The sequence below is a fragment of the Maribacter sp. LLG6340-A2 genome (genome assembly GCF_045057105.1).
GTDB lineage: Bacteria > Bacteroidota > Bacteroidia > Flavobacteriales > Flavobacteriaceae > Maribacter.
This window is the reverse complement of the sequence record NZ_CP159332.1, coordinates 3,549,834-3,571,201: the sequence shown is the minus strand read 5'-3', so window position 1 is coordinate 3,571,201 and position 21,368 is coordinate 3,549,834. Positions and strand designations below refer to the sequence as shown.

The 21,368-nt window shown below is 36.9% G+C and carries 17 protein-coding genes; 8 read left to right on the top strand and 9 right to left on the bottom strand.

The genetic code is table 11. The features are described 5' to 3' along the window. Nucleotides 1-152 precede the first annotated feature (152 nt). Entirely contained in the window at nucleotides 153-464 is a 312-nt protein-coding gene (locus ABVM52_RS15030; RefSeq protein ID WP_405381893.1) for a DUF1508 domain-containing protein, read from the top strand. A 5-nt stretch (nucleotides 465-469) separates the two neighbouring features. On the opposite strand, the gene ABVM52_RS15025 is transcribed toward ABVM52_RS15030, so the two are convergent. Both ABVM52_RS15025 and ABVM52_RS15020 read right to left on the bottom strand, forming a co-directional pair. Beyond that, nucleotides 470-1,492, bottom strand: a complete 1,023-nt coding sequence (locus ABVM52_RS15025) for a threonine aldolase family protein (protein WP_405381892.1) — start codon at nucleotides 1,490-1,492, stop codon at nucleotides 470-472. Between the two features lie 20 nt (nucleotides 1,493-1,512). Further along, a complete protein-coding gene (locus tag ABVM52_RS15020) occupies nucleotides 1,513-3,921 on the bottom strand; it encodes a zinc-dependent metalloprotease (protein WP_405381891.1) in 2,409 nt (802 codons plus the stop codon). Between the two features lie 475 nt (nucleotides 3,922-4,396). Here ABVM52_RS15020 and prfB point away from each other — a divergent pair. The 4 genes from prfB to ABVM52_RS15000 all read left to right on the top strand — a co-directional run bounded on the left by prfB (nucleotide 4,397) and on the right by ABVM52_RS15000 (nucleotide 9,019). Beyond that, a protein-coding gene (gene prfB, locus ABVM52_RS15015; protein WP_405381890.1) for a peptide chain release factor 2 occupies nucleotides 4,397-5,498 on the top strand; the annotation gives its coding sequence in 2 pieces (ribosomal slippage) (nucleotides 4,397-4,462 and nucleotides 4,464-5,498; 1,101 coding nt in all). A 62-nt stretch (nucleotides 5,499-5,560) separates the two neighbouring features. Continuing rightward, nucleotides 5,561-5,908: an arsenate reductase (glutaredoxin) gene (gene arsC, locus ABVM52_RS15010; RefSeq protein WP_405381889.1), complete on the top strand. Its 348-nt coding sequence runs from the start codon at nucleotides 5,561-5,563 to the stop codon at nucleotides 5,906-5,908. A gap of 80 nt (nucleotides 5,909-5,988) precedes the next feature. Beyond that, nucleotides 5,989-6,498 (top strand): hypothetical protein, encoded by a 510-nt coding sequence (locus ABVM52_RS15005; RefSeq protein ID WP_405381888.1) that lies wholly within the window; start codon nucleotides 5,989-5,991, stop codon nucleotides 6,496-6,498. A gap of 4 nt (nucleotides 6,499-6,502) precedes the next feature. Further along, on the top strand, nucleotides 6,503-9,019 hold the full coding sequence (locus tag ABVM52_RS15000; protein ID WP_405381887.1) for a TonB-dependent receptor domain-containing protein: 2,517 nt from the start codon (nucleotides 6,503-6,505) through the stop codon (nucleotides 9,017-9,019). 64 nt (nucleotides 9,020-9,083) lie between these two features. On the opposite strand, the gene ABVM52_RS14995 is transcribed toward ABVM52_RS15000, so the two are convergent. Beyond that, nucleotides 9,084-9,257 carry a hypothetical protein gene (locus tag ABVM52_RS14995; RefSeq protein ID WP_405381886.1) on the bottom strand — a complete coding sequence of 58 codons (174 nt, stop codon included), beginning with the start codon at nucleotides 9,255-9,257 and terminating at the stop codon, nucleotides 9,084-9,086. A 170-nt stretch (nucleotides 9,258-9,427) separates the two neighbouring features. Here ABVM52_RS14995 and fumC point away from each other — a divergent pair, with 170 nt between their 5' ends. Next, nucleotides 9,428-10,828, top strand: coding sequence for a class II fumarate hydratase (gene fumC / locus ABVM52_RS14990; protein WP_405381885.1), 1,401 nt, complete (start codon nucleotides 9,428-9,430; stop codon nucleotides 10,826-10,828). A 69-nt stretch (nucleotides 10,829-10,897) separates the two neighbouring features. On the opposite strand, the gene ABVM52_RS14985 is transcribed toward fumC, so the two are convergent. Then, nucleotides 10,898-11,785, bottom strand: a complete 888-nt coding sequence (locus ABVM52_RS14985; RefSeq protein ID WP_405381884.1) for a hypothetical protein — start codon at nucleotides 11,783-11,785, stop codon at nucleotides 10,898-10,900. A gap of 275 nt (nucleotides 11,786-12,060) precedes the next feature. Here ABVM52_RS14985 and ABVM52_RS14980 point away from each other — a divergent pair, with 275 nt between their 5' ends. Beyond that, entirely contained in the window at nucleotides 12,061-12,870 is an 810-nt protein-coding gene (locus ABVM52_RS14980; RefSeq protein WP_405381883.1) for an MBL fold metallo-hydrolase, read from the top strand. 193 nt (nucleotides 12,871-13,063) lie between these two features. Here the strand turns inward: ABVM52_RS14980 and ettA are convergent, their stop codons facing one another. From ettA to ABVM52_RS14965, 3 genes are all read right to left on the bottom strand, one after another. Then, nucleotides 13,064-14,755 carry an energy-dependent translational throttle protein EttA gene (ettA, locus tag ABVM52_RS14975; protein WP_405381882.1) on the bottom strand — a complete coding sequence of 564 codons (1,692 nt, stop codon included), beginning with the start codon at nucleotides 14,753-14,755 and terminating at the stop codon, nucleotides 13,064-13,066. 71 nt (nucleotides 14,756-14,826) lie between these two features. Continuing rightward, nucleotides 14,827-15,003, bottom strand: coding sequence for a CAL67264 family membrane protein (locus ABVM52_RS14970; protein WP_089261541.1), 177 nt, complete (start codon nucleotides 15,001-15,003; stop codon nucleotides 14,827-14,829). Nucleotides 15,004-15,079: 76 nt separating this feature from the next. Continuing rightward, nucleotides 15,080-16,051 carry a Gfo/Idh/MocA family protein gene (locus ABVM52_RS14965; protein ID WP_405381881.1) on the bottom strand — a complete coding sequence of 324 codons (972 nt, stop codon included), beginning with the start codon at nucleotides 16,049-16,051 and terminating at the stop codon, nucleotides 15,080-15,082. Nucleotides 16,052-16,122: 71 nt separating this feature from the next. On the opposite strand from ABVM52_RS14965, the gene ABVM52_RS14960 reads away from it, so the two are divergent. Next, nucleotides 16,123-17,751: an acyl-CoA carboxylase subunit beta gene (locus ABVM52_RS14960; RefSeq protein ID WP_405381880.1), complete on the top strand. Its 1,629-nt coding sequence runs from the start codon at nucleotides 16,123-16,125 to the stop codon at nucleotides 17,749-17,751. Between the two features lie 46 nt (nucleotides 17,752-17,797). On the opposite strand, the gene ABVM52_RS14955 is transcribed toward ABVM52_RS14960, so the two are convergent. Further along, complete coding sequence (locus ABVM52_RS14955) at nucleotides 17,798-19,522, bottom strand: carboxypeptidase-like regulatory domain-containing protein (protein ID WP_405381879.1); 1,725 nt, start codon at nucleotides 19,520-19,522, stop codon at nucleotides 17,798-17,800. Between the two features lie 54 nt (nucleotides 19,523-19,576). Beyond that, the gene (locus ABVM52_RS14950) at nucleotides 19,577-21,343 is read right to left on the bottom strand and encodes a carboxypeptidase-like regulatory domain-containing protein (protein WP_405381878.1); all 1,767 of its coding nucleotides are present in this window, start codon (nucleotides 21,341-21,343) and stop codon (nucleotides 19,577-19,579) included. Between the last annotated feature and the right edge of the window lie 25 nt (nucleotides 21,344-21,368).

Below are 21,368 nucleotides of genomic sequence, written 5' to 3'. Positions count from 1 at the left end.
GGTTATTTACTCTGAAAGAGGTGGATATTGGTTTTTTTTATTTGATAGAATTTATCGGTATCAAAGAATTCAACCTCTTTCAATTATTAAGACACACTATTATTTAATAGGTCACTAATTATTTGAAAAATTATTATTTATCTTTAAGAGATATGATTAAAATCAATAAAAAGAAGGAGGGCGTTTATGTTTTTAAACTCAAGTCCAGCAATGGCCGTACCCTATTAAAGAGCATTCCTTTTAGCAGTAAGGAAGACTTGGACAAAACCTTACAGGAAATAAAAGCCAAGCAGAATACAAGGGCTAAAATCTTTGAGAGAAAGACGACTACTGACGGTAAATTTTTGATTCAGTTAAAAAATGCTGTAGGAGAAACCGTAGGATCTAGCGGTCTTTATTCTTCTGAAGCAGGTATGGAAAATGGTATTCTAAATATAAAAAACAGTCTAAATACCGACCAATAGACCAATTAAAATGCATTTAAAATAGATAAAAGTTCTTCATGCATCTCTTGGGTATAATCCAAATGAGTTACCATACGCAACTTACCTTGCCCCATACCAATAATAAAAATATCCTTTTCCTTTAATTTATCAACAAAGGCGTTACTCGTCATATATGATTCATCAATTTCAAAAATGACTATATTGGTTTCAATGGGCTCTACTTTTTTAATAAATTGTTTAGTCATTAAAACTCCACCTATTTCCTTGGCCCTTTTATGGTCTTCCGCCAGCCTTTCTACATGATGATCCAATGCATAAATTGCCGCCGCCGCCAAAAAACCAGATTGACGCATACCGCCGCCAAAGAGTTTACGTATTCTTATAGCTTGCTCCATATGCTTCTTGGTTCCCAATAATAAAGAACCAACGGGACAACCCAGCCCTTTACTTAAACAAACACTGATCGTATCAAACAACGCTCCATATTGCAAGGGGGTTTCATTCTTTTCCACCATGGCATTCCACAATCTTGCCCCATCTAAATGGTATGCAAGCCCGTGTTGATTACAAACATCACCAATTTTTTCAAGCTCGCTAAAGTCCCAACAAGTGCCACCGCCCTTATTTGCCGTATTTTCCACACAAACTAAAGATGTTAACGGGCTATGATAAAAATCCGGAGGATTAATGGCGGAAACCACCTGTTCCGCTGTCATGGTTCCTCTATTACCGTCAATTAATTTACAGGAAACTCCGCTATTGAAACTAACACCACCACCTTCATAATTATAAATATGGGCATATTTGTCGCATATTAACTGTTCTGCTGGCCTTGTATGTAATTTTATAGCAGTTTGGTTGGTCATGGTACCACTTGGAAAAAAGAGTGCGGTCTCCATTCCAAAAAGTTGTGCCGCTTTTTCCTCTAAAGCGTTTACGGTTGGATCTTCTTTAAAAACATCATCACCAACGGCTGCCGACATCATGGCGTCTAACATACCCGCAGTGGGCTTAGTAACCGTGTCACTTATAAGATTGATCTGCATAAAATATATGTTGCTTAATTTTAATGAAAACAGCTCATGCCAATAGGAGAACCATCTGGAATTTTAGGAGAAGGTATTACTTTGAACACTTCTGGATGATCAAAGAAATCTTTTATTCTTTTAACCATTTCTCCCTTTATTGGATCTGTATTTTGTTCAGAAATGAACTCTTTTGATAATTTTCTAAGTTGCGCATTTGCTATAGCATTGACCTGAGGAGCCACATTTGGGTGGTTTGCCAAGTTCATGATGTGTGTTAACACCCTAAAATTAATAGTGGTCTGCGCCTCGGTTAAATAAGCATCTTTATGCTCGTTCATAAAAGTACGCGCTACCAACTGATCCAATACATCTTGTAAACCTAGATTTTTTTGGTCCAAAGATTTTTGTTGGATCAACCTTGATGCTCTTTCTGGATGTAATAAAAATCCCAAAGTCATATCAGAAGCTGTTTCCACTGCGGAAAAGACATCAAAGGTTAGTCCGGTTTTGCCAGAGATGGACTCCCGTGTTCTTGGATGCCCAAAAGCACGTGGCGGAAACAAATTCAATTTTTCCTTGGGTATGGCAATCTCTTCTGCATTTACCGTTTTAAGGATACTGGCTAGCGCAGCTTTTTGAATACTTTTATCCGCAATTTCCACAACGGTTTGACCGTCACCTTTCACTGCATAATTATACTCTAACCCACCAATAAGCTTTGCAACAGCTTCTGTCTGGTATCTATGAAAAAAATAAAGGGGCACAAAAACGTCTTCCAGTATAGCATAGGCCTCACCTGTTCTGATATTATTTTCTGAAAAATTATCTATTGCCGTCTTCCTGATTTTAAGCATTTCATCCAGCTCTTGGCTTACGCTGGTCCCATTATCCCAAAGATGTGCAAGAATGTGTGCACTACCCTGTGGCCTAGCATCCTGATCAGTTATAAAGCGTAAACCATCTTCGGTAGCCTGGTTCAAAATCTTATTGAGCTCTTGTTTTTCATTGGCATCATCTGGGAAAGTTTCGTATGAATAGGCAACAGAAACTTTGTCCCATTCCCCAATACCGTTTTCATAGGCATTTTTAAACTCCACTTCACCATTGTTAAGTGAGAATTGAGGATGAGGATAATCCATCACCGATGCCTTATTGGTTGTACTGGCGGCATAATTATGCGCAAAACCGAGTGTATGTCCTATTTCATGGGCAGATAATTGACGTATACGGGCAATAGCCATCTGCAACATGGCTTCATGGTTATCGTCTCGCTCTGCAAATGGCTGATTCATTAGCGCCTGTGCTATCAAAAAATCCTGTCGTATGCGCAAGCTTCCAAGACTTACATGCCCTTTCATAATCTCACCAGTACGGGGGTCTGTAATACTACTGCCATAACTCCACCCTCTTGTGGACCTATGCACCCATTGTATTACATTATACCGTACATCCAATGGGTCTGCATCATCGGGCAAAATTTTAACCTGAAATGCATTTTTATAACCAATGGCCTCAAAAGCCTGGTTCCACCATCTACCGCCTTCTAAAAGTGCTGTCCGTACCGGTTCTGGCGTACCGTTGTCCAAATAATAGATGATTGGTTCTACTGCTTCGCTCACTTTGGCCGTAGGATCTTTCTTTTCTAGTCTATGTCTTCTAATAAACCTTTTTAAAATGGACGATTCCACGGGAGTTGCATAATCATAAAAACTAAAAGGAGACGCACCTGAACGCGGATCAAATTCACGTGGTTCATAACCATCATCAGGTAAGGAAATAAATGAATGATGTTCCGCTACGGTAATTAAATTGGCATTTGGGGCTACACTTCTAATATAACTACCTGCTGGCTCACCCTTAAAAGTAAGGGTTACATCAAATTCAACATTCTTAGGAAAAGCTTTGGTCCTTTCCATGGCCATAGCGCTCCTTGTTTTATCCAAACTATACGATCCCTGCTTAGTACGTTTTAAACGATTGGCCACCCCATGTGCATCTTGCATTAAAAAATCCGTAATATCAATTATATAGGTACCGTTCGTGTTTTCTTCAATAGGAAAACCATAAAGAATAGATTTTGCGAATGCCTGCTCAACAGAGGTTCGCTCCAGTTCATTCTTTGTATTGGCCCTAAATTTTAGATTGGGCTGCACCAAAAGCAACTTACCACCTGCTTTCTTAAAATATACGACCTGTTCATCTCCCAATTGACCACGATCCAAACCTATATCATTACTTCCTATACCGCTACTGAGGGAATAGACATAAAGAAATTCCTTGTTCAGTTCCTTGACCTCCAGATAAATTTTATCCGCATCTTCGTCATAGAAAAAATCAAACAGACCTTCATACTTTTTTAAGTCTTTCTTTTTATCGCTGAACTGACCAAATACAAAGTTGGCAGATGCCAATAAGGCAAATACCAACAACAGGTAATTTTTTTTCATTGTCATATAGTTTTCTCTAAAAGTATTGAAAAACTAAGGAATACTAAAAACAACCCTTCATGAAAATATTAAAAAGTAAGTATGACAAATTATGCATCCAAAAATTGTCAGAATCAAATTTGATCGGGCCAATTAATACAAGTATCACAACTTAAACACTACGTACGTTCCAAACGTTTGGACAATAACCACCAAACGAACAATGATAATATAAATATATAGAGAGCGCATAAACTTATTCTTAATAAAATACTATTTCAAAACTCATAACCCTTAAAAGGAATAACAAACTTGTGGCAATAGTTTTCTAGGAAAGATTAACGTATACCCTCTATGTCAATAATTTGCTTGGTTTACTTTGATGGAAAAACTAAAAACATGAAAATAAAAAAGATTAAAACCCAACAGTAGGTATTGCCAAAATTACTTCCCATAGTAAGTAAAAGAGTCTTACTTTTACCTAAAATTTAGTTTTATGAACATTACTACAGACCATTACAAAGGTCTTATAGATCGCCTTGGTGCGTTAAGGAGGTATCTTTGACATAGATGCCAAATTAATAGAAATAGAAAACGAACAGGAAAAGACCCTGTCCCCAGATTTTTGGAACAATCCACAGGAGGCACAGGCACATATGAAATATATTCAATCCAAAAAGCAATGGGTAGATGATTACAATGCTGCCGAAGCTATTATTGCCGAATTGGAAGTATTAATTGAATTTCATCAGGAAGGAGAAGTATCTGAGGAGGAAGTGACCAGTCAATATGACAAGGCACTTAATGTTCTTGAAAAAATGGAATTCAAGAATATGTTGTCGGAAGAAGGTGATGAACTACCCGCCGTTCTACAAATTACAGCCGGTGCCGGCGGTACTGAAAGTTGCGATTGGGCAGCAATGCTCATGCGCATGTACATGATGTGGGCAGAAAAAAATGGGTTCAAGATCAAGGAACTCAACTATCAAGAAGGTGATGTTGCCGGTATAAAAACGGTTACACTGGAGATAGATGGGGATTTTGGATTTGGCTGGTTAAAAGGTGAAAACGGCGTTCATAGATTAGTACGTATCTCTCCTTTTGACAGTAATGCAAAACGGCACACCTCTTTCGTTTCCGTTTATGTATATCCCTTGGTAGATGATAGCATTGAAGTTGATGTCAATCCTGCAGATATTACCATAACCACTGCTAGATCCAGCGGTGCGGGTGGGCAGAATGTAAATAAAGTGGAAACTAAGGTACAGCTTACCCACCATCCTACAGGCATACAGATTTCTTGTTCGGATAGCCGAAGCCAACATGACAATAGGGCTACGGCAATGAAAATGTTGAAATCTCAATTGTATGAGATTGAATTGCGCAAGAAGATGGAAGCAAGACAGGAAATAGAATCGTCCAAAATGAAAATTGAGTGGGGCTCACAGATAAGAAACTATGTAATGCACCCCTATAAACTGGTTAAAGATGTACGTACAGGGGAAGAAACAGGAAATGTAGATGCAGTTATGGATGGTGATATTGACAGGTTCTTAAAAGCATTTTTAATGATGATGGGCCAAAAGGACGAAGAATAAGCCTTATAGGTTTATTTATGTTTTATTATATTGTAAATATCGTATAAGTACTAAAAATTGTTATGATTAAAATTTATCACAATCCTAGATGTAGAAAATCTAGGGAAGGCCTTGAAATTTTGGAAAATTCTGGCAAGAAATTTGAAGTTATCAAATACCTTGATGATGTTCCTACGAAGGAAGAACTAAAAGAGGTTATCAATTGTTTGGATATTAAACCTATTTATCTGGTCAGAAAATCAGAATCTATTTGGAAGGAAAAATTCAAGAACCAGACATTAAGTGATGAGGATATCATTGAAGCAATGATTTCCTATCCAAAATTAATAGAAAGGCCAATTGTCATTAAAAACAACAATGCAGTCATAGGCAGGCCCGCAGAAAACATAACTAATCTACTAAAAGAGTAGATTTAACAAAAGGCTAGACATCTTAACAAATTATTAACCAAAAGCGGTTAAACCTAATTGAAAATTTATAATCAAAGCACATGAAAAAAGTAGTGAAATTCAGTAGTCTTAAGTTCTTGATCTTACTGTCCTTTTTATTTGCAGGTAGTGAGCTATATGCTCAATACGGTTATGGCAGTGGTTACGGGTACGGCTCTAGAGGAGGCTATGGTTATGGTAGACAAAGAAGCTCCATACCACAAGCACAAGAGGCCCCAAAAGAACCAGAGCCAAAAACGGCAGAGGAATTGGTAGATGGTGAGATGCCTAGAATTACAGAGGCTCTGGAGTTAAATGAATTTGAACAGGCGGTATTAAGTTCTGTATTAAAAAAATACGTACAGGAACGTATAGAAGCCCAAATTTTAAAGCTTCCTCCAGAAAAAATGAGGGAGGTTTATGATAACATTACTAAAAGACAAGATGAGGAATTAAAGGCCGGACTACCGTTAGAAAAGTACGAAGCCTTTGTTGCTTTACAAAAAGATGGTGTAGCAAAAACACTCAAGAAAAAAAAGAAAAAAACTAAACGAAAGAAACCAAAAAACTGATTTAATGAAAAAAATTTTCCCTTTACTCCTGATTTTAGCTTTACAACCAATTTTTAGCCAAACACCTCAAGGAGAAAGGGGAAGAGGCAATGGGCAAGGGCCACGAGCCGCCTCGCCAATTACCATTACAGGAAAGGTACTGGACAAGGAAAACGATATGCCTTTAGAGTATGCTACCCTAGTACTTCAGAGTATTGAAAATCCTGATCAGATTTCAGGTGGTATTACCGACATGGACGGAAATTTCAGTGTAGAGGCCAAGCCCGGCAAATACAATATTTCCATAGAATATATTTCTTACAGAACCTATAAATTACCTAACCAAACCTTGACCGAATCTACAGACTTGGGCACCATAAGACTTGCCTTGGATGTAGCCCAATTAGATGCCGTTGAAGTTGTGGGCGAAAAAACTACGGTTGAAGTACGTTTGGACAAAAAGATATACAATATTGGTAAAGATCTTACCACCAGCGGTGCAACTATTACAGATGCGCTTAACAATGTTCCTTCTGTAGATGTTGATGTAGAAGGTGCCATTAGCCTTAGAGGTAATGAAAATGTAAGAATTTTAATTAACGGCAAACCATCTGCATTGGCGGGCTTTGGATCCACAGATGCCCTTACACAATTACCTGCAGATGCTATTGAAAAGGTAGAAGTAATTACCAGCCCCTCTGCACGTTATGATGCTGAAGGTACAGCCGGTATATTGAATATTATACTTAAAAAAGAGAAAACCCTAGGCTTTAACGGCTCGGTAAATACGACTATTGGCTACCCTGTAAACAGCGGTATAACCGTGAATGCCAACCTACGTACGGATAAGTTCAATATATTCAACACTACAGGATACAGATATAGAGATGCTCCAGGTAATGCCTTTTTTGACAACACCTATACCTCTGGTAGTTTTGACAGGATTATAGAAGATAGGGAATATAATAGATTGCGTAAAGGCTTTAACACCAACCTTGGTTTGGAATATTTCATTACCGAAGAATCTTCAATAACAGGAAGTGTGTTTTATAGAACTTCTGATAGTAAAGATGAAACGGAGAATACCAATCAACGTTTTACTAATGGTTTAATAGGAAGTGAAACCTTTAGGACAGAGGATGAAAACGAAGATGATGAAAATTATCAATTCTCTTTGAACTATGTAAACAACCTTGACGATGACGGTCAAAAATTAACGGTAGACCTTCAATACTCCAAAGGAGAAGAAACTAAATTTTCTATCATAGAGGAAAATAACACGGTACCTAACCAAGATTTGTTAGTACTTGAAAATGTATATGAGATTGAATCTGAAAACGAATACTTGGTACAAGCGGATTATGTGTTGCCAATGGGTGATGCCCAATTTGAAGTAGGCTATAGAGGAACGTTTGAAGAGGATGTAACGGATTATAGATTAGATTCCCTAAATCAATCTACCAATCAATTTGATATCAATGAAAATTTAACCAACATGTTCACCTATACAGAAAACGTAAATGCGCTGTATACACAATATGGTAATAAATTTGGAAAGTTTTCATTTCTTTTAGGCTTGCGTTTAGAGAATACCCAGCTAAAAGGTCAATTGGATTCTGAATTTGACACTACAGAATTGGAAGAGCAATTGGGTGTTGATGTAGATGTTAATTTCGATAAAAATTATTTAGGTCTGTTCCCTACCCTGAACTTTATCCTAGAAATTGCCGAAAATGAAAATATTTCGTTGGGTTATAATAGAAGGATAAATAGGCCTAGAGGTTGGTTTGTAAATCCTTTTCCTTCGCGTTCTAGTAGAACAAATATTTTTCAAGGTAACCCAGACTTAAATCCAGCATTTTCCAATGCCTTTGACCTAGGTTATCTAAAACGATGGGATAAACTAACATTGACCTCATCTATCTATTACCAAAGAGAAACCGATTCATTTGAGAGAGTACAGGAAGAAACAGGGCAAACTACTACAGATGGTATAGAAATCATTAGATCCATTCCTATAAACCTTTCTACAAATGACAGAATAGGTCTTGAGGCAGGTATGATGTACAACCCTACTAAATGGTTACGCTTAAATTCAAGCTTTAACTTTTTCCAATTTTCAACAGAGGGTGAATTCAATGATATTGACTATGGGGCAACCAATACAAGCTGGTTTGCCAGATTTAGCTCAAAAGTATCCTTACCGGCAAAAGTTGATTGGCAAACAAATGCTTTTTACAGAGGTCCGTCACAAAATGCTCAGACAGAAAGCAAGGGTATATTTTCTTTGAACCTAGCTTTTAGCAAGGATATTTTAGATGATAACGGAACCATATCAATGAACGTAAGCGATTTATTGAACTCAAGAAAAAGAAGGTCTTTTACGGAAACTGAATTCTTTACTTCAGAAAGTGAGTTTCAATGGAGAAGAAGACAAGTTACTTTAGGATTTGTATATCGATTTAATCAACCTAAAGAAAGAAATAGAAATGGACGAGGCAATGGTCCTGGTGAAGGTGGCGAAGAAGAAATAGAAGGATAAGAAAAGAGATATCATAAAAAAAGAAGCCAATTGGCTTCTTTTTTTGTTTTAATGTATTGTATCTCTAAGCGTCTCTTGCAGCCTTCTTTTTTTCGCGTCTTTCTTTTAATAATTCAATAATGTTTCCACCTAACCAGTAAGGTACAACAAATAATAACAAAAACATCATCAGCCAAAAACCAATGGTCAATATGGTTAAAAAAGCTAAAAATCCTAAATATTGGTCAAATTCAAACATATCTTATAACTTATATTTTACAAAGATACCATAATCGTATTATTTTTTGCAAACGTTCCGTAAAATAAATTTAAGATTACCAATAATCTTGTCGCTGTAAAAATAAATGTATGCCTTATTTTTGAAGCAGTTAAAAAGAAATAAACCAAGATCCATAAAAATAGAAAATCATGGAATATAGAATAGAGAAAGATACCATGGGTAATGTAGAAGTGCCCAAGGATAAATATTGGGGAGCGCAGACAGAACGCTCTCGTAATAATTTTAAAATCGGACCCGCTGCTTCAATGCCGTTAGATATTGTATACGGCTTTGCTTACTTAAAAAAATCAGCGGCCTATGCCAATTGTGAACTAGGCGTTTTATCCGCAGAAAAAAGAGATTTAATTGCCCAAGTTTGTGATGAAATTCTAGAAGGAAAACATGATGACCAATTTCCTTTGGTAATCTGGCAGACCGGTTCTGGAACGCAAAGTAATATGAACGTAAACGAGGTTGTTGCTAATAGAGCCCATGAAATTGCAGGTAAAGTAATTGGCGAAGGAGAAAAAACCATACAACCTAATGATGATGTGAACAAATCCCAATCATCTAACGATACCTTCCCTACCGGTATGCATATTGCTGCCTATAAAAAAATTATAGAAGTAACCATCCCTGGTGTTACCCAGTTAAGAGATACATTACATAAAAAATCTAAGGAATTTAAAGATGTGGTTAAAATAGGGCGTACACATTTAATGGACGCCACTCCCCTAACCCTTGGTCAAGAGTTTTCTGGTTATGTATCTCAACTAGATCATGGCTTAAAAGCTTTAAAAAACACGCTGGAACATTTAAGTGAGTTGGCACTTGGCGGCACTGCAGTTGGTACAGGATTAAATACTCCTGAAGGTTATGATGTATTGGTTGCAAAATACATAGCGGATTTTACGGGGTTACCTTTTATTACCGCAGAAAATAAATTTGAAGCTTTAGCTGCTCATGATGCCATTGTTGAAAGTCACGGAGCACTAAAACAATTGGCCGTTTCCTTGAACAAGATAGCCAATGACATTAGAATGATGGCTTCTGGACCACGTTCAGGAATAGGTGAAATAATTATTCCTGCTAACGAACCAGGTAGTTCCATAATGCCCGGAAAAGTTAACCCAACACAGTGCGAAGCAATGACTATGGTCTGCGCCCAGATCATGGGTAATGATGTGGCCATTAGTGTTGGTGGTACTCAGGGCCATTATGAATTAAATGTTTTTAAACCAATGATGGCCGCCAACATTTTGCAATCTGCGCAACTTATAGGTGATGCCTGTGTAAGCTTTGAAGAGCATTGTGCAGCTGGCATAGAACCAAATCATGCCGTAATTAAAGAATTATTGAACAATTCGTTAATGCTTGTAACTGCCTTGAATACCAAAATAGGATATTACAAAGCTGCAGAGATTGCAAATACCGCCCATAAGAACGGTACAACATTGAAAGAGGAAGCTGTTAATTTAGGCTATGTTTCTGCCGAAGACTATGATGAATGGGTAAAACCAGAAAATATGGTAGGTAGTTTAAAAGATTAAACAAATATCTATAAACAGAAAAAGGCGACCAATTGGTCGCCTTTTTTAATTTGTAAAAGTTTATACTTTCTATTTCAATGTGAATTGTGACGTACCTAATAACTTTAATTGATCATCATAAACATTCACCATATATTTTCCATCTTTAAAGTCCCCTGCAGGCTTATTGATATAATCACAAATATCTAAAGATTTATTTTCATAATAGAAACTTGTTGACTTGGTATAAGTAATAGAAGCTCCATTATCATTCGTCTTAGAATTACTTCCTCCTAAAACGTTTCCTTGAGGATCTAAGGCTTCAATGAAAAACTCTCTATCACCAGCTTGGGCAATAACGTTGTCGGCAATCGTAAAACATATTTTAAATTTGTCCGTAGCTCTTGCTCGCTGCGTAGATACCAATTTACCACTGTTACGTTCCTTTACCGCATCTACATTTATCTTTGACAAATTCAAAGCAGAACCTTTTTCAACTACTTGAGCCAAGTTTGTATTTTGTACCACTAAAGAATCATTGAATACCGTTTGCTTTTCCAATTCAACATACGTACTATCACGTTGCATGGCAATTGCAGTATTTGAACGTGTCAACGAATCAACTTGTTTTAATAATTGCTCTCTTTCGGCTTTTAAGACACTAACTTGTCTTCTATATCTTGACAAAGAACTAATATCTGCCTTCATTGTTTTTACAGAGTCAATATATTTTGCAATATTGTCCCTAGCACTTACCAATTCCTCATTAGTTGCATTACTCTCCAAAATAGCTTTATCGTACTCAGATTTTAAGCTGTTTAAATCTTCTACTACTAATTCTTTTTCTTTTGAAAGAACAACTTCTGTCTTTTTCTTATCTTGATAAAGACTAACTGTGTAAATGATAGTTCCTAAAAGCACAACTCCTAAAAGGGCGGTCAAAACTTTTAAACCATTGTTATTTTTTGTTTCGGTCATAATTGTAAATTTAATAAAGTGTCTGTTTGTTAAGGTTATATACGAGCGGTTTTAATATTTAGACTTTTTCATGATTAAATTAGTTTGGAATAAAATCCCCTAACCCTAATGAATCGTCTATCTTAGAGCTAATTTAACAAATAAATAGCTATAGTGTCAACATTAAAGCTATAACCATTAAAAGATGTTGAAAATTTTGCCATCTTAAAGAAGGTCTATATGAGCAAAATGTATCTTAAACAAAGAAAAATCACAAACAATTAAAAAATAAAAAAATGAATACTATAAAATTATTTTCAATGATAGCAGCTGCGGCGTTCATCATGGTAAGTTGTAAGGATGACAAGAAAAAAGTCAATACTATTTCCGAAACCGTAAACCAAGAGTTTTCCGATGCTAACAAGACAATGGAAAAGGAAATAAAGATTATTCCTATTGAACATGCAACAGCTGTAATTGAAGCAAATGATATGGTCATCTATATTGACCCTACTGGAGGCGCAAAGGCCTTTGAAAATCAAACAAAGCCAGATGTAATTTTGATTACGGATATTCACGGCGATCATTTGAATATTGAGACATTGAACGAACTGGACACCTCAAATGCAAGTATTGTAGTACCACAAGCTGTTGCCGATGAACTACCTGAAAAATTTTCGGACCAATTAATTATTATGGCAAATGGCACTAACAAAGAACTTAGTGGAATTACTATTGAAGCTATACCTATGTATAATTTAAGGGAAGAGGCCAAGAACTTTCACGTTAAAGGACGTGGTAACGGCTATATACTGACCATTAACAATCAACGAATATATTTTTCCGGTGATACCGAAGACATCCCAGAAATGCGAGCCTTAAAAGATATAGACAAGGCATTTATTTGCATGAATCTACCTTATACCATGACCGAAGAAAGTGCTGCAGCCGCAGTATTGGATTTCAAACCAAAACAAGTGTATCCTTATCATTATAGAGGAAAACCAGATGTAAGCGATGTGGAAAAATTCAAAAATCTTGTAAATGCAGCCAATCAAAACATAGAAGTCGTTCAATTAGATTGGTACCCAAATGAGGAATATTAATGTTAGCTGTTAGCTGTTAGCTGTTAGCTGTTAGCTGTTAGCTGTTAGCTGTTAGCTGTTAGCTGTTAGCTGTTAGCTGTTAGCTGTTAGCTGTTAGCTGTTAGCTGTTAGCTGTTAGCTGTTAGCTGTTAGCTGTTAGCTGAAATTAAAAAAGCCCGCAATTGCGGGCTTTTTTATTATGACTAAATTATAATTATCTAATCAACTTTTTATACTTAATTCGTTTCGGCATAAGGTCTCCGCCCAAACGTTTCTTTTTATTCTCTTCATAATCAGAGAAAGAACCTTCAAAGAAATAAACCTGTGAATCGCCTTCAAAAGCTAAGATATGTGTACATATACGATCCAAGAACCATCTATCGTGAGAAATCACTACTGCACAACCTGCAAAATTCTCCAGACCTTCTTCCAAAGCTCGCAATGTATTTACATCCAAATCATTGGTAGGCTCATCTAAAAGAAGAACGTTTCCTTCTTCTTTCAAGGTCATGGCCAAATGCAAACGGTTACGTTCACCACCGGACAACATACTAACTTTTTTATTCTGCTCACTACCGGAAAAATTAAATCTACTTAAATAAGCACGAGAATTTACCTGCTTGCCGCCCATCATCACCAATTCCTGTTCATCACTGAAATTCTGCCAAATGGTTTTCTCTGGGTCAATATTGGAATGGCTTTGGTCTACATAAGCAATCTTTGCGGTTTCACCTGTAATAAACTCACCCTTATCAGGAGTTTCTTCACCCATGATCATTCTAAAAATGGTGGTCTTACCGGCACCGTTAGGACCAATAATACCAACTATACCTGCTTGGGGTAATTTAAAGTTCAAGTCTTCGTAAAGCAATTTATCATCATACGCCTTACTTACTCCTTTGGCTTCAATAACATTGGTTCCTAAACGTGGTCCGTTAGGGATATAGATTTCAAGTTTTTCATCAAGTTGTTTTTGATCTTGACTCATTAACTTGTCATAATTCTTTAAACGTGCTTTCTGTTTAGTCTGTCTGCCTTTTGCACCTTGACGAACCCACTCCAGCTCTCGTTCCAATGTTTTCTGTCTTTTGGAAGCTGTTTTGCTTTCTTGGGCCAAACGTTTGGATTTTTGATCTAGCCAAGAAGAATAATTACCTTTCCAAGGAATACCCTCTCCTCTATCCAATTCTAAAATCCAACCGGCAACATTATCCAAGAAATATCTATCGTGCGTAACGGCAATTACCGTTCCTTTATATTGTGCCAAATGATGCTCTAACCAATGTACAGATTCTGCATCTAAGTGGTTGGTTGGCTCATCTAATAATAAAATTTCCGGTTCTTGAAGTAATAATCTACATAAGGCGACCCTTCTTCTTTCCCCACCGGAAAGCACTGCTATTTTCTTATCTGGATCCGGAGTACGCAAAGCATCCATTGCTATTTCTAACTTAGTATCCAGTTCCCACGCATTGGCCGCATCAATTTTATCTTGTAATGCAGCTTGCTTGTCCATCAACTTCTGCATTTTGTCCGCATCTTCATAAACTTCGGGAAGACCAAACATATCGTTGATTTTATTGTATTCATCAAGGATGGCAACAGTTTCCGCAACCCCTTCTTTTACAATTTCAAGCACTGTTTTGTTCTCATCCAATTCCGGTTCCTGTTCCAAATAACCAACATTGTAACCAGGAGAGAATACCACATCACCTTGAAAATTTTTATCTACCCCTGCAATGATTTTCAAAAGGGTAGATTTACCGGAACCGTTTAAACCTAAAATTCCAATTTTGGCACCATAAAAGAAGCTTAGGTAAATATTCTTAAGAACTGGTGTATTTGCATTTTTATAGGTTTTCGTTACTCCTGACATGGAGAAGATTACCTTCTTATCATCTGACATAAAAATATGTGTTAAGTAAATTAATTATAACCCTATTGGTTTCTAGACCAATTTAGCTGAACCAAAAGTTACTAGACCCTACCCTTAAGTGCATTAAAAACCCATGCAATGGCAAAGAATCCTATACCTACGGATGCAAACCCCCAGCCTGCAACATCATCATAACGAAAAGCGCCTAATGCAATCAAGGCCAAGCCTACAAATATCATAATAAAAGTGGCCCAAGCGAGCACTGTGTTCTTGTTCATGTTCTTTTGATTTAAAAAATAAGCGAACTTCAAATATCGTGAATTTTAAAACATCTGTCCAATTTTAACCTTGCTATTATTCAAAGGGAAAAACAATATCAGTCTTATTACGAACAATATCCATAATCTCAATTAAATCCAAACTATTTTGATGGCTCCATAAACTACTTTCCTTTTTACCCGCTTGTAAACAAGAATGAACCTCTTCTATTTCATGCGTATAGCCTTTTCCTAGCTTACCCACCTCGTTCACCGTAGAATCGCCATCTATTTCCAAAGTATACCCTGTAGTTTCATGCCATCTTGGATGAATAAATATAGAACCTTTACTACCCGCAATTTGAGCCTTCATCTCTGAATTGGAATTTAACCCACTATACAATAGTGCCTGGCTGCTTTCATAATCGAAAATCATACTTACCTGCATTTCAACCCCGGTTTTGTAAAAGTGTGCAGAAGCCTTAATGTCTTTGGGCATACCCAATAACAAATAGGAAAGAAAAATGGGATAAATACCAATATCCAAAAGTGAACCACCCGCAAGTGACGGATTCAAAAGTCTACCATTTTCATCCCTGTCCAATGCATAAAATGCAAAGTCGGCATGAAGATATCCAATATCGCCAATAGTGCCATTATCAACCAACTCCTTTACCTTTTTAATGGTAGGGTTAAACCTGCTCCACAGCGCTTCCATTAAAAATACATTCTGCGTTCTTGCTACCTGAAACATTTCCTTCACCTGCCCTTTGTTTACACCAATAGGTTTTTCACAAAGTACATTAATTCCGTATTTCATTGCAGCTATACTCAGTTCCGCATGAGAGGTGTGCGGCGTTGCTATATAGAGAACATCTACGGTATTACTTTTAAAAAGTTCCTCATAACTCCCATACGCATTGGGCGCACCATATTCATTGGCAAATGCCTGTGCCTTTTCCAAGCTCCTTGATGCTACTGAAACCAATGTACCGCCTTCAACCAATGCCAAATCTTTAGAAAAACTATGGGCAATGTTACCTGCCCCTACAATACCCCACTTTATCATACTTTTTATTTTTGTTGCATGTACACCAAAATTAACTTCTTATCTTTATCCGAAGAAAATAAATATACAGAATGGATTTAAAATTCAATCAAAACCAAGATAGGAATAAGTTGTTATTATCTGACCTTAGAAGAAAGTTGAACGAGGTTTATTTAGGTGGAGGAAAAGCCAAAATAGCCAAACAGCACGATCAAGGTAAAATGACCGCCAGAGAACGTATTGATTATCTTTTTGATCCAAAAACCGAACAAATAGAAGTGGGTGCCTTTGTAGGTGATGGCATGTATAAAGAACACGGCGGATGCCCTTCTGGCGGTGTTGTTATTAAAATTGGCTATGTAAAAGGCAAGCAATGTATTGTGGTTGCCAATGATGCTACAGTTAAAGCGGGTGCATGGTTTCCCATTACCGCTAAAAAGAATTTAAGGGCACAAGAAATAGCCATTGAAAACAGACTTCCTATAATTTACTTAGTAGATAGCGCCGGTGTGTATTTACCGCTACAAGATGAGATTTTCCCTGATAAAGAACACTTTGGTCGTATATTTAGAAACAATGCGGTAATGAGCAGTATGGGCATTACCCAAATATCTGCCGTTATGGGCAGTTGTGTTGCGGGGGGGGCTTATTTGCCTATTATGAGCGACGAAGCTTTGATAGTAGACAAAACTGCCAGTATTTTCTTGGCAGGTAGCTATTTGGTAAAGGCGGCGATAGGTGAAAGTATAGATAATGAAACGTTGGGCGGAGCTACAACACATTGCGAAATTAGCGGAGTAACGGATTATAAAGCAAAAGATGATGCAGCGGCTTTAGATACCATAAAGAATATTATGGATAAAATCGGTGATTTCCCTAAAGCGGGATACAACCGTAAGAAAAGTGTGAAGCCCAAAGAAAACCCTGATGACATTTACGGAATTCTACCAAGCTCAAGAGCTGAGCAATACGATATGATGGAAATCATAAAACGATTGGTAGATGATTCTGAATTTGAAGAATATAAGGCCGGCTACGGACAAACTATTTTAACCGGATACGCGCGTATAGACGGATGGGCAGTTGGTATTGTTGCCAACCAAAGAAAAGTAGTAAAAACCAAAAAAGGCGAAATGCAATTTGGCGGTGTCATCTATTCCGATTCTGCGGATAAGGCCACCCGATTTATAGCAAACTGTAACCAAAAGAAAATACCATTAGTATTTTTACAAGATGTTACCGGTTTTATGGTTGGTAGCAAAAGCGAGCATGGTGGTATTATAAAAGATGGCGCAAAAATGGTCAATGCGGTTAGTAACTCCGTCGTCCCAAAATTCACCATTGTAATCGGAAATAGCTACGGAGCAGGAAACTATGCTATGTGCGGTAAAGCCTACGACCCAAGATTAATTGTTGCTTGGCCAAGTGCAGAACTTGCGGTAATGAGCGGAAATTCTGCCGCGAAAGTATTGCTACAGATTGAAAAAGCATCTTTAAAAAAGAAAGGGGAAACCATCACCGAAGAAAAAGAAACCGAACTTTACGAAAAAATAAAGAAAAGGTATGACAATCAAGTCTCACCATACTATGCAGCATCGAGATTATGGACCGATGCTATCATAGACCCAAAAGACACCCGTAAGTGGATTTCAATGGGCATAGAAGCAGCCGACCACTCGCCTATCGAGAAGCCTTTTAATATGGGGGTTTTGCAGGTTTAATCCAAATTAATAAAGAAATACCCTAAACTTGTAAATATTAATAACATTATTTACCAAACTTATTTCTGGCTACAATGGAAAGAAGGGCCCTATTGATGTTTTTTTCTGACATTTCAGTAATTTGTACGGTTTCTTTTTGCGTTGGCCTACCATAATCATAATAAACCGTAGTTTTTAGAAATGTAGGATCGTAGCCTTTGTTCCCAAAATATTTTAAATTGATTTTCCACACCCCTTCTTGTGTTTCATCAATTAAAAATTGTTTACAAGAATACCCTTTAACCTTTTCATCATAGATTCGATCAGGTTCGTTTTCCAAACTATGGCTCCAAACAAAAAAACGTGCCTGGGGATTAACGAATTGTAAATCAAACTCTGCCTCACTATTATTCCATTCAAAAAGGATACGTATACCCCCTACATCGCCATCTATTCTATCTGAATCAGAAATAGATAGTTGTTCAGAATGCAGTGCCATTAAATTAATAGTCTCAGTTTCCATGATAGCATCAATACCATCCTCAATTGGTGCTATAGTATCTAATTTTCTGAAATTTTTGTACCTGGCATAAATACCCAAACCTTTTTGGTATTGTTTATTTACCACATACATATTTGCTAGATCTCTATAAGACTGTGCATATCTAGGTCTTTGAACAAAAATTTTCTTATAAATGGACAGTGCCTCATCTACCCTTTGTTGATTTTCGTATAAGTAAGCCAGTCCCTTAAGTGCATTAGGGTCTTTTTCAAATTTTTGTAAAAAATTAGTTTCTATCTGGCTGGTAAGTTGTTTACTATTTGGGTTATTTTCAAAATGTTTTAAAGTAGCTAAGTAAAAGTATGGTGAACTACCATACATTTTCTCCTGCTCCCTATAAACCTTCAAGCCAGAGTTACCATTAAAAGCTTCAGCCATTTTGGTAATATAAATTGGATCTGACCGTTTTAAGGAACTGGTTGCCATGGACTCATTATACTTATTGTTCCTTAATTTGGCCTGGTCATAAGGTTTATCAGAACCTTCTTCCCGCTTTAAGAACCTCCCTTTTGTATTGATAATGATTACCCCTCCACTGGCAATATTCCCATATTTTATTGAACCTTTTAAACCTGGGATAATCGCAATTCTATCTATACTGCTCAAATCCAAAAAATCTGGAGTCTCCGTAAATATTACCCCATCTATCTCAAATATTGGTGGCCTAGGGTTTTCCAACGAACCTCCGCCCCTTAATAGCACGGTATTACCTTCTCCACGTCTTAAACCGGGCAGCACACCAATTAAGGCATCGGCTAGGTAAACAGCACTAGTATTAATACTGGCACCATCGACAAAATTCATTTGATACCCTGCATTTTCCGCATCTATAAAACCATATGCTGTACGTATGATACTTTTTTTGGTAGCGTATTCAATGGCCATGGATTCTTGGCCTTTTAATTTTTTCTGCTCTACGGTTACCTCATCCAATTCCTGAACAACGGGTAACAGCTCTATATTTAATATCTTGGTCACATCCTCCACAATAATCTCTACCGTTTTCATGCCCATATAACTAAAGACCAAAATATCCCGGGGACTAGCAATAATTGCGTATTTACCATTACTATCTGTTTGTATACCTGAAGATGAACCTTTTAAAGAAATATTGGCATTAGGTAAAGGAGCGCCATAAGAGGTAACTATTCCTTTTATTTTGTTTTGGTTATTCTGACTTTTAAGCGATAAACAGCTTACCAATAAAAAAAGAAGCAAAAAATATTTCATGTGCGGTATTTGTAATTAAATATTTAAAAAAATGAAAACGACATAAGATTTAGGTTATTTTAAGGAAATTCGTTTGTCGTTATTGTCGATTTTAAAAAGCTCTTGGTTAACGTTCTTCAATTGCATTTTGAACACCTTGGTCTCTTTATACTGCGCAATGGTACCATAATTGTAATAAACCACCGCTTTGAGATAGCTGGGTTTAAGCTTCTTGTTTCCTAGATATTTCATATTTACCTGCCAAGTTCCGTTCATATTAGTATCATCGATAAGAAATTCTTCCGTTGCATACCCCATTAGATTTTGCTCCTGAATTTGATTACCGACCGCAAATAGCGACCGTTCCATTTTAAAATAACGACCCTCGGGATTTACGAACTGCAGTTCGAACTCCGCTTCTGAATCGTTCCACTCAAAAACCAAACGCGTACCCGTGAAATCCTCTTCAACAGTATTTTCCTTCTCCTTTCTGTCTTTGGACAGCATGGTATTGCCATGCAAGGTGACCAGGTTGTTCAGGTCACGGGCTAATACGGTTATTACCTTTAAAGAATCGGCAGCCGAAAAATATCCCTGGTCCAACAGATAATTGAGCCTTGTATAGATTTGTAAGGACCTTTCATATTCTTCTACTTCAATATAACTGTTGGCCAAATCTAAGTAGGACTGAATATAGTCCGGGCGCATTACAAAGAGTTCCTTATATAGTCTATTGGCACTTTTAAACTTACTGTTATTTTGATGGACATATGCCAGAGCTTTCATGGCCACTGGATCTTCCTTGAACGATTTTGAATGCTCCGTCAGGATTTTGTCGGACAGCCGTTCATTCTTGAACTTCTCCGATAAACAGCGATAGGTATCTATCAGGAAAGAATAGTTAGTATTAAAATTACCGACATAATTCTCGTAAACCTGATAGGCTTCATTGGCATTTTTACTATTCAAAAGCTTTTTAAAATAAGTAGGACTATTCTTTACAACGTTTGTTTCATCAATTGCATCCTTGGAATATATATTATTTTTTAATCTAATCTGGTCAAATGGACGATTTTCCTTTTGACCGGAGGAATGATCGATATCAAAGGTATTAATTACGACCATACCGCCAGCAGCTATACCACCATAACGACGAGCAGCTTGATCTTTTGGAATAATTCCAATTCTGACCACCTTATTAATATCTAACTGAACTGGAGCATTTTCGGGTTTCCTAATATGTCCATCAAGTTCATATGCCACCGGTATTCCACCTCTCAAGGACCCTACGCTTGAGGTAAAAAGATAACGTACTCCTTCTCTACTGCGCACTGTTATTCCCGGCAACTCTTCTACGATGGCATCTAGAATATCAATAGCTTTTGTATTAAGATTTTTGCCATCGATTATTCGTAATTCATATCCGACCAATTTCGGGTTTAAATACCCAAAATCCGTATTTATAATAGAACCATCCGTGTAATAATCAGTTGCTAAATCCTCTTGGGTAATTTTTTTTCTCTTAGAAATAGTCACTTCATCCAATTCTTGAACCTCTGCAAAAAGCTGAATATTTAAAGTTCTGGTCACATCTTCCACTATAATTTCAACAGGTTTCATACCAACATAACTAAAGACAAGTATGTCCCGGGGATTTGCCTCTATTTGATATTTCCCATTAACATCTGTTTGTATACCGGAAGACGTGCCTTTAATTGAAATATTGGCATTAGGTAAAGGAGCGCCATAAGAGGTAACTATTCCTTTTATTTCATTTGAATTGTTCTGTGCTTGAAGAGTAATTGTACTTACAAGTATTAAAAAAACAAAAAAAGATTGCATAAATAGTGTTTACCATAAATATATT

Bases quoted from the DNA above. Each gene is read 5' to 3' on its own strand.
- ABVM52_RS15030 (WP_405381893.1), top strand. From the start codon at position 153: ATGATTAAAATCAATAAAAAGAAGGAGGGCGTTTATGTTTTTAAACTC.
- ABVM52_RS15025 (WP_405381892.1), bottom strand. From the start codon at position 1,492: ATGCAGATCAATCTTATAAGTGACACGGTTACTAAGCCCACTGCGGGT.
- ABVM52_RS15020 (WP_405381891.1), bottom strand. From the start codon at position 3,921: ATGAAAAAAAATTACCTGTTGTTGGTATTTGCCTTATTGGCATCTGCC.
- arsC (WP_405381889.1), top strand. From the start codon at position 5,561: ATGATTAAAATTTATCACAATCCTAGATGTAGAAAATCTAGGGAAGGC.
- ABVM52_RS15005 (WP_405381888.1), top strand. From the start codon at position 5,989: ATGAAAAAAGTAGTGAAATTCAGTAGTCTTAAGTTCTTGATCTTACTG.
- ABVM52_RS15000 (WP_405381887.1), top strand. From the start codon at position 6,503: ATGAAAAAAATTTTCCCTTTACTCCTGATTTTAGCTTTACAACCAATT.
- ABVM52_RS14995 (WP_405381886.1), bottom strand. From the start codon at position 9,257: ATGTTTGAATTTGACCAATATTTAGGATTTTTAGCTTTTTTAACCATA.
- fumC (WP_405381885.1), top strand. From the start codon at position 9,428: ATGGAATATAGAATAGAGAAAGATACCATGGGTAATGTAGAAGTGCCC.
- ABVM52_RS14985 (WP_405381884.1), bottom strand. From the start codon at position 11,785: ATGACCGAAACAAAAAATAACAATGGTTTAAAAGTTTTGACCGCCCTT.
- ABVM52_RS14980 (WP_405381883.1), top strand. From the start codon at position 12,061: ATGAATACTATAAAATTATTTTCAATGATAGCAGCTGCGGCGTTCATC.
- ettA (WP_405381882.1), bottom strand. From the start codon at position 14,755: ATGTCAGATGATAAGAAGGTAATCTTCTCCATGTCAGGAGTAACGAAA.
- ABVM52_RS14970 (WP_089261541.1), bottom strand. From the start codon at position 15,003: ATGAACAAGAACACAGTGCTCGCTTGGGCCACTTTTATTATGATATTT.
- ABVM52_RS14965 (WP_405381881.1), bottom strand. From the start codon at position 16,051: ATGATAAAGTGGGGTATTGTAGGGGCAGGTAACATTGCCCATAGTTTT.
- ABVM52_RS14960 (WP_405381880.1), top strand. From the start codon at position 16,123: ATGGATTTAAAATTCAATCAAAACCAAGATAGGAATAAGTTGTTATTA.
- ABVM52_RS14955 (WP_405381879.1), bottom strand. From the start codon at position 19,522: ATGAAATATTTTTTGCTTCTTTTTTTATTGGTAAGCTGTTTATCGCTT.
- ABVM52_RS14950 (WP_405381878.1), bottom strand. From the start codon at position 21,343: ATGCAATCTTTTTTTGTTTTTTTAATACTTGTAAGTACAATTACTCTT.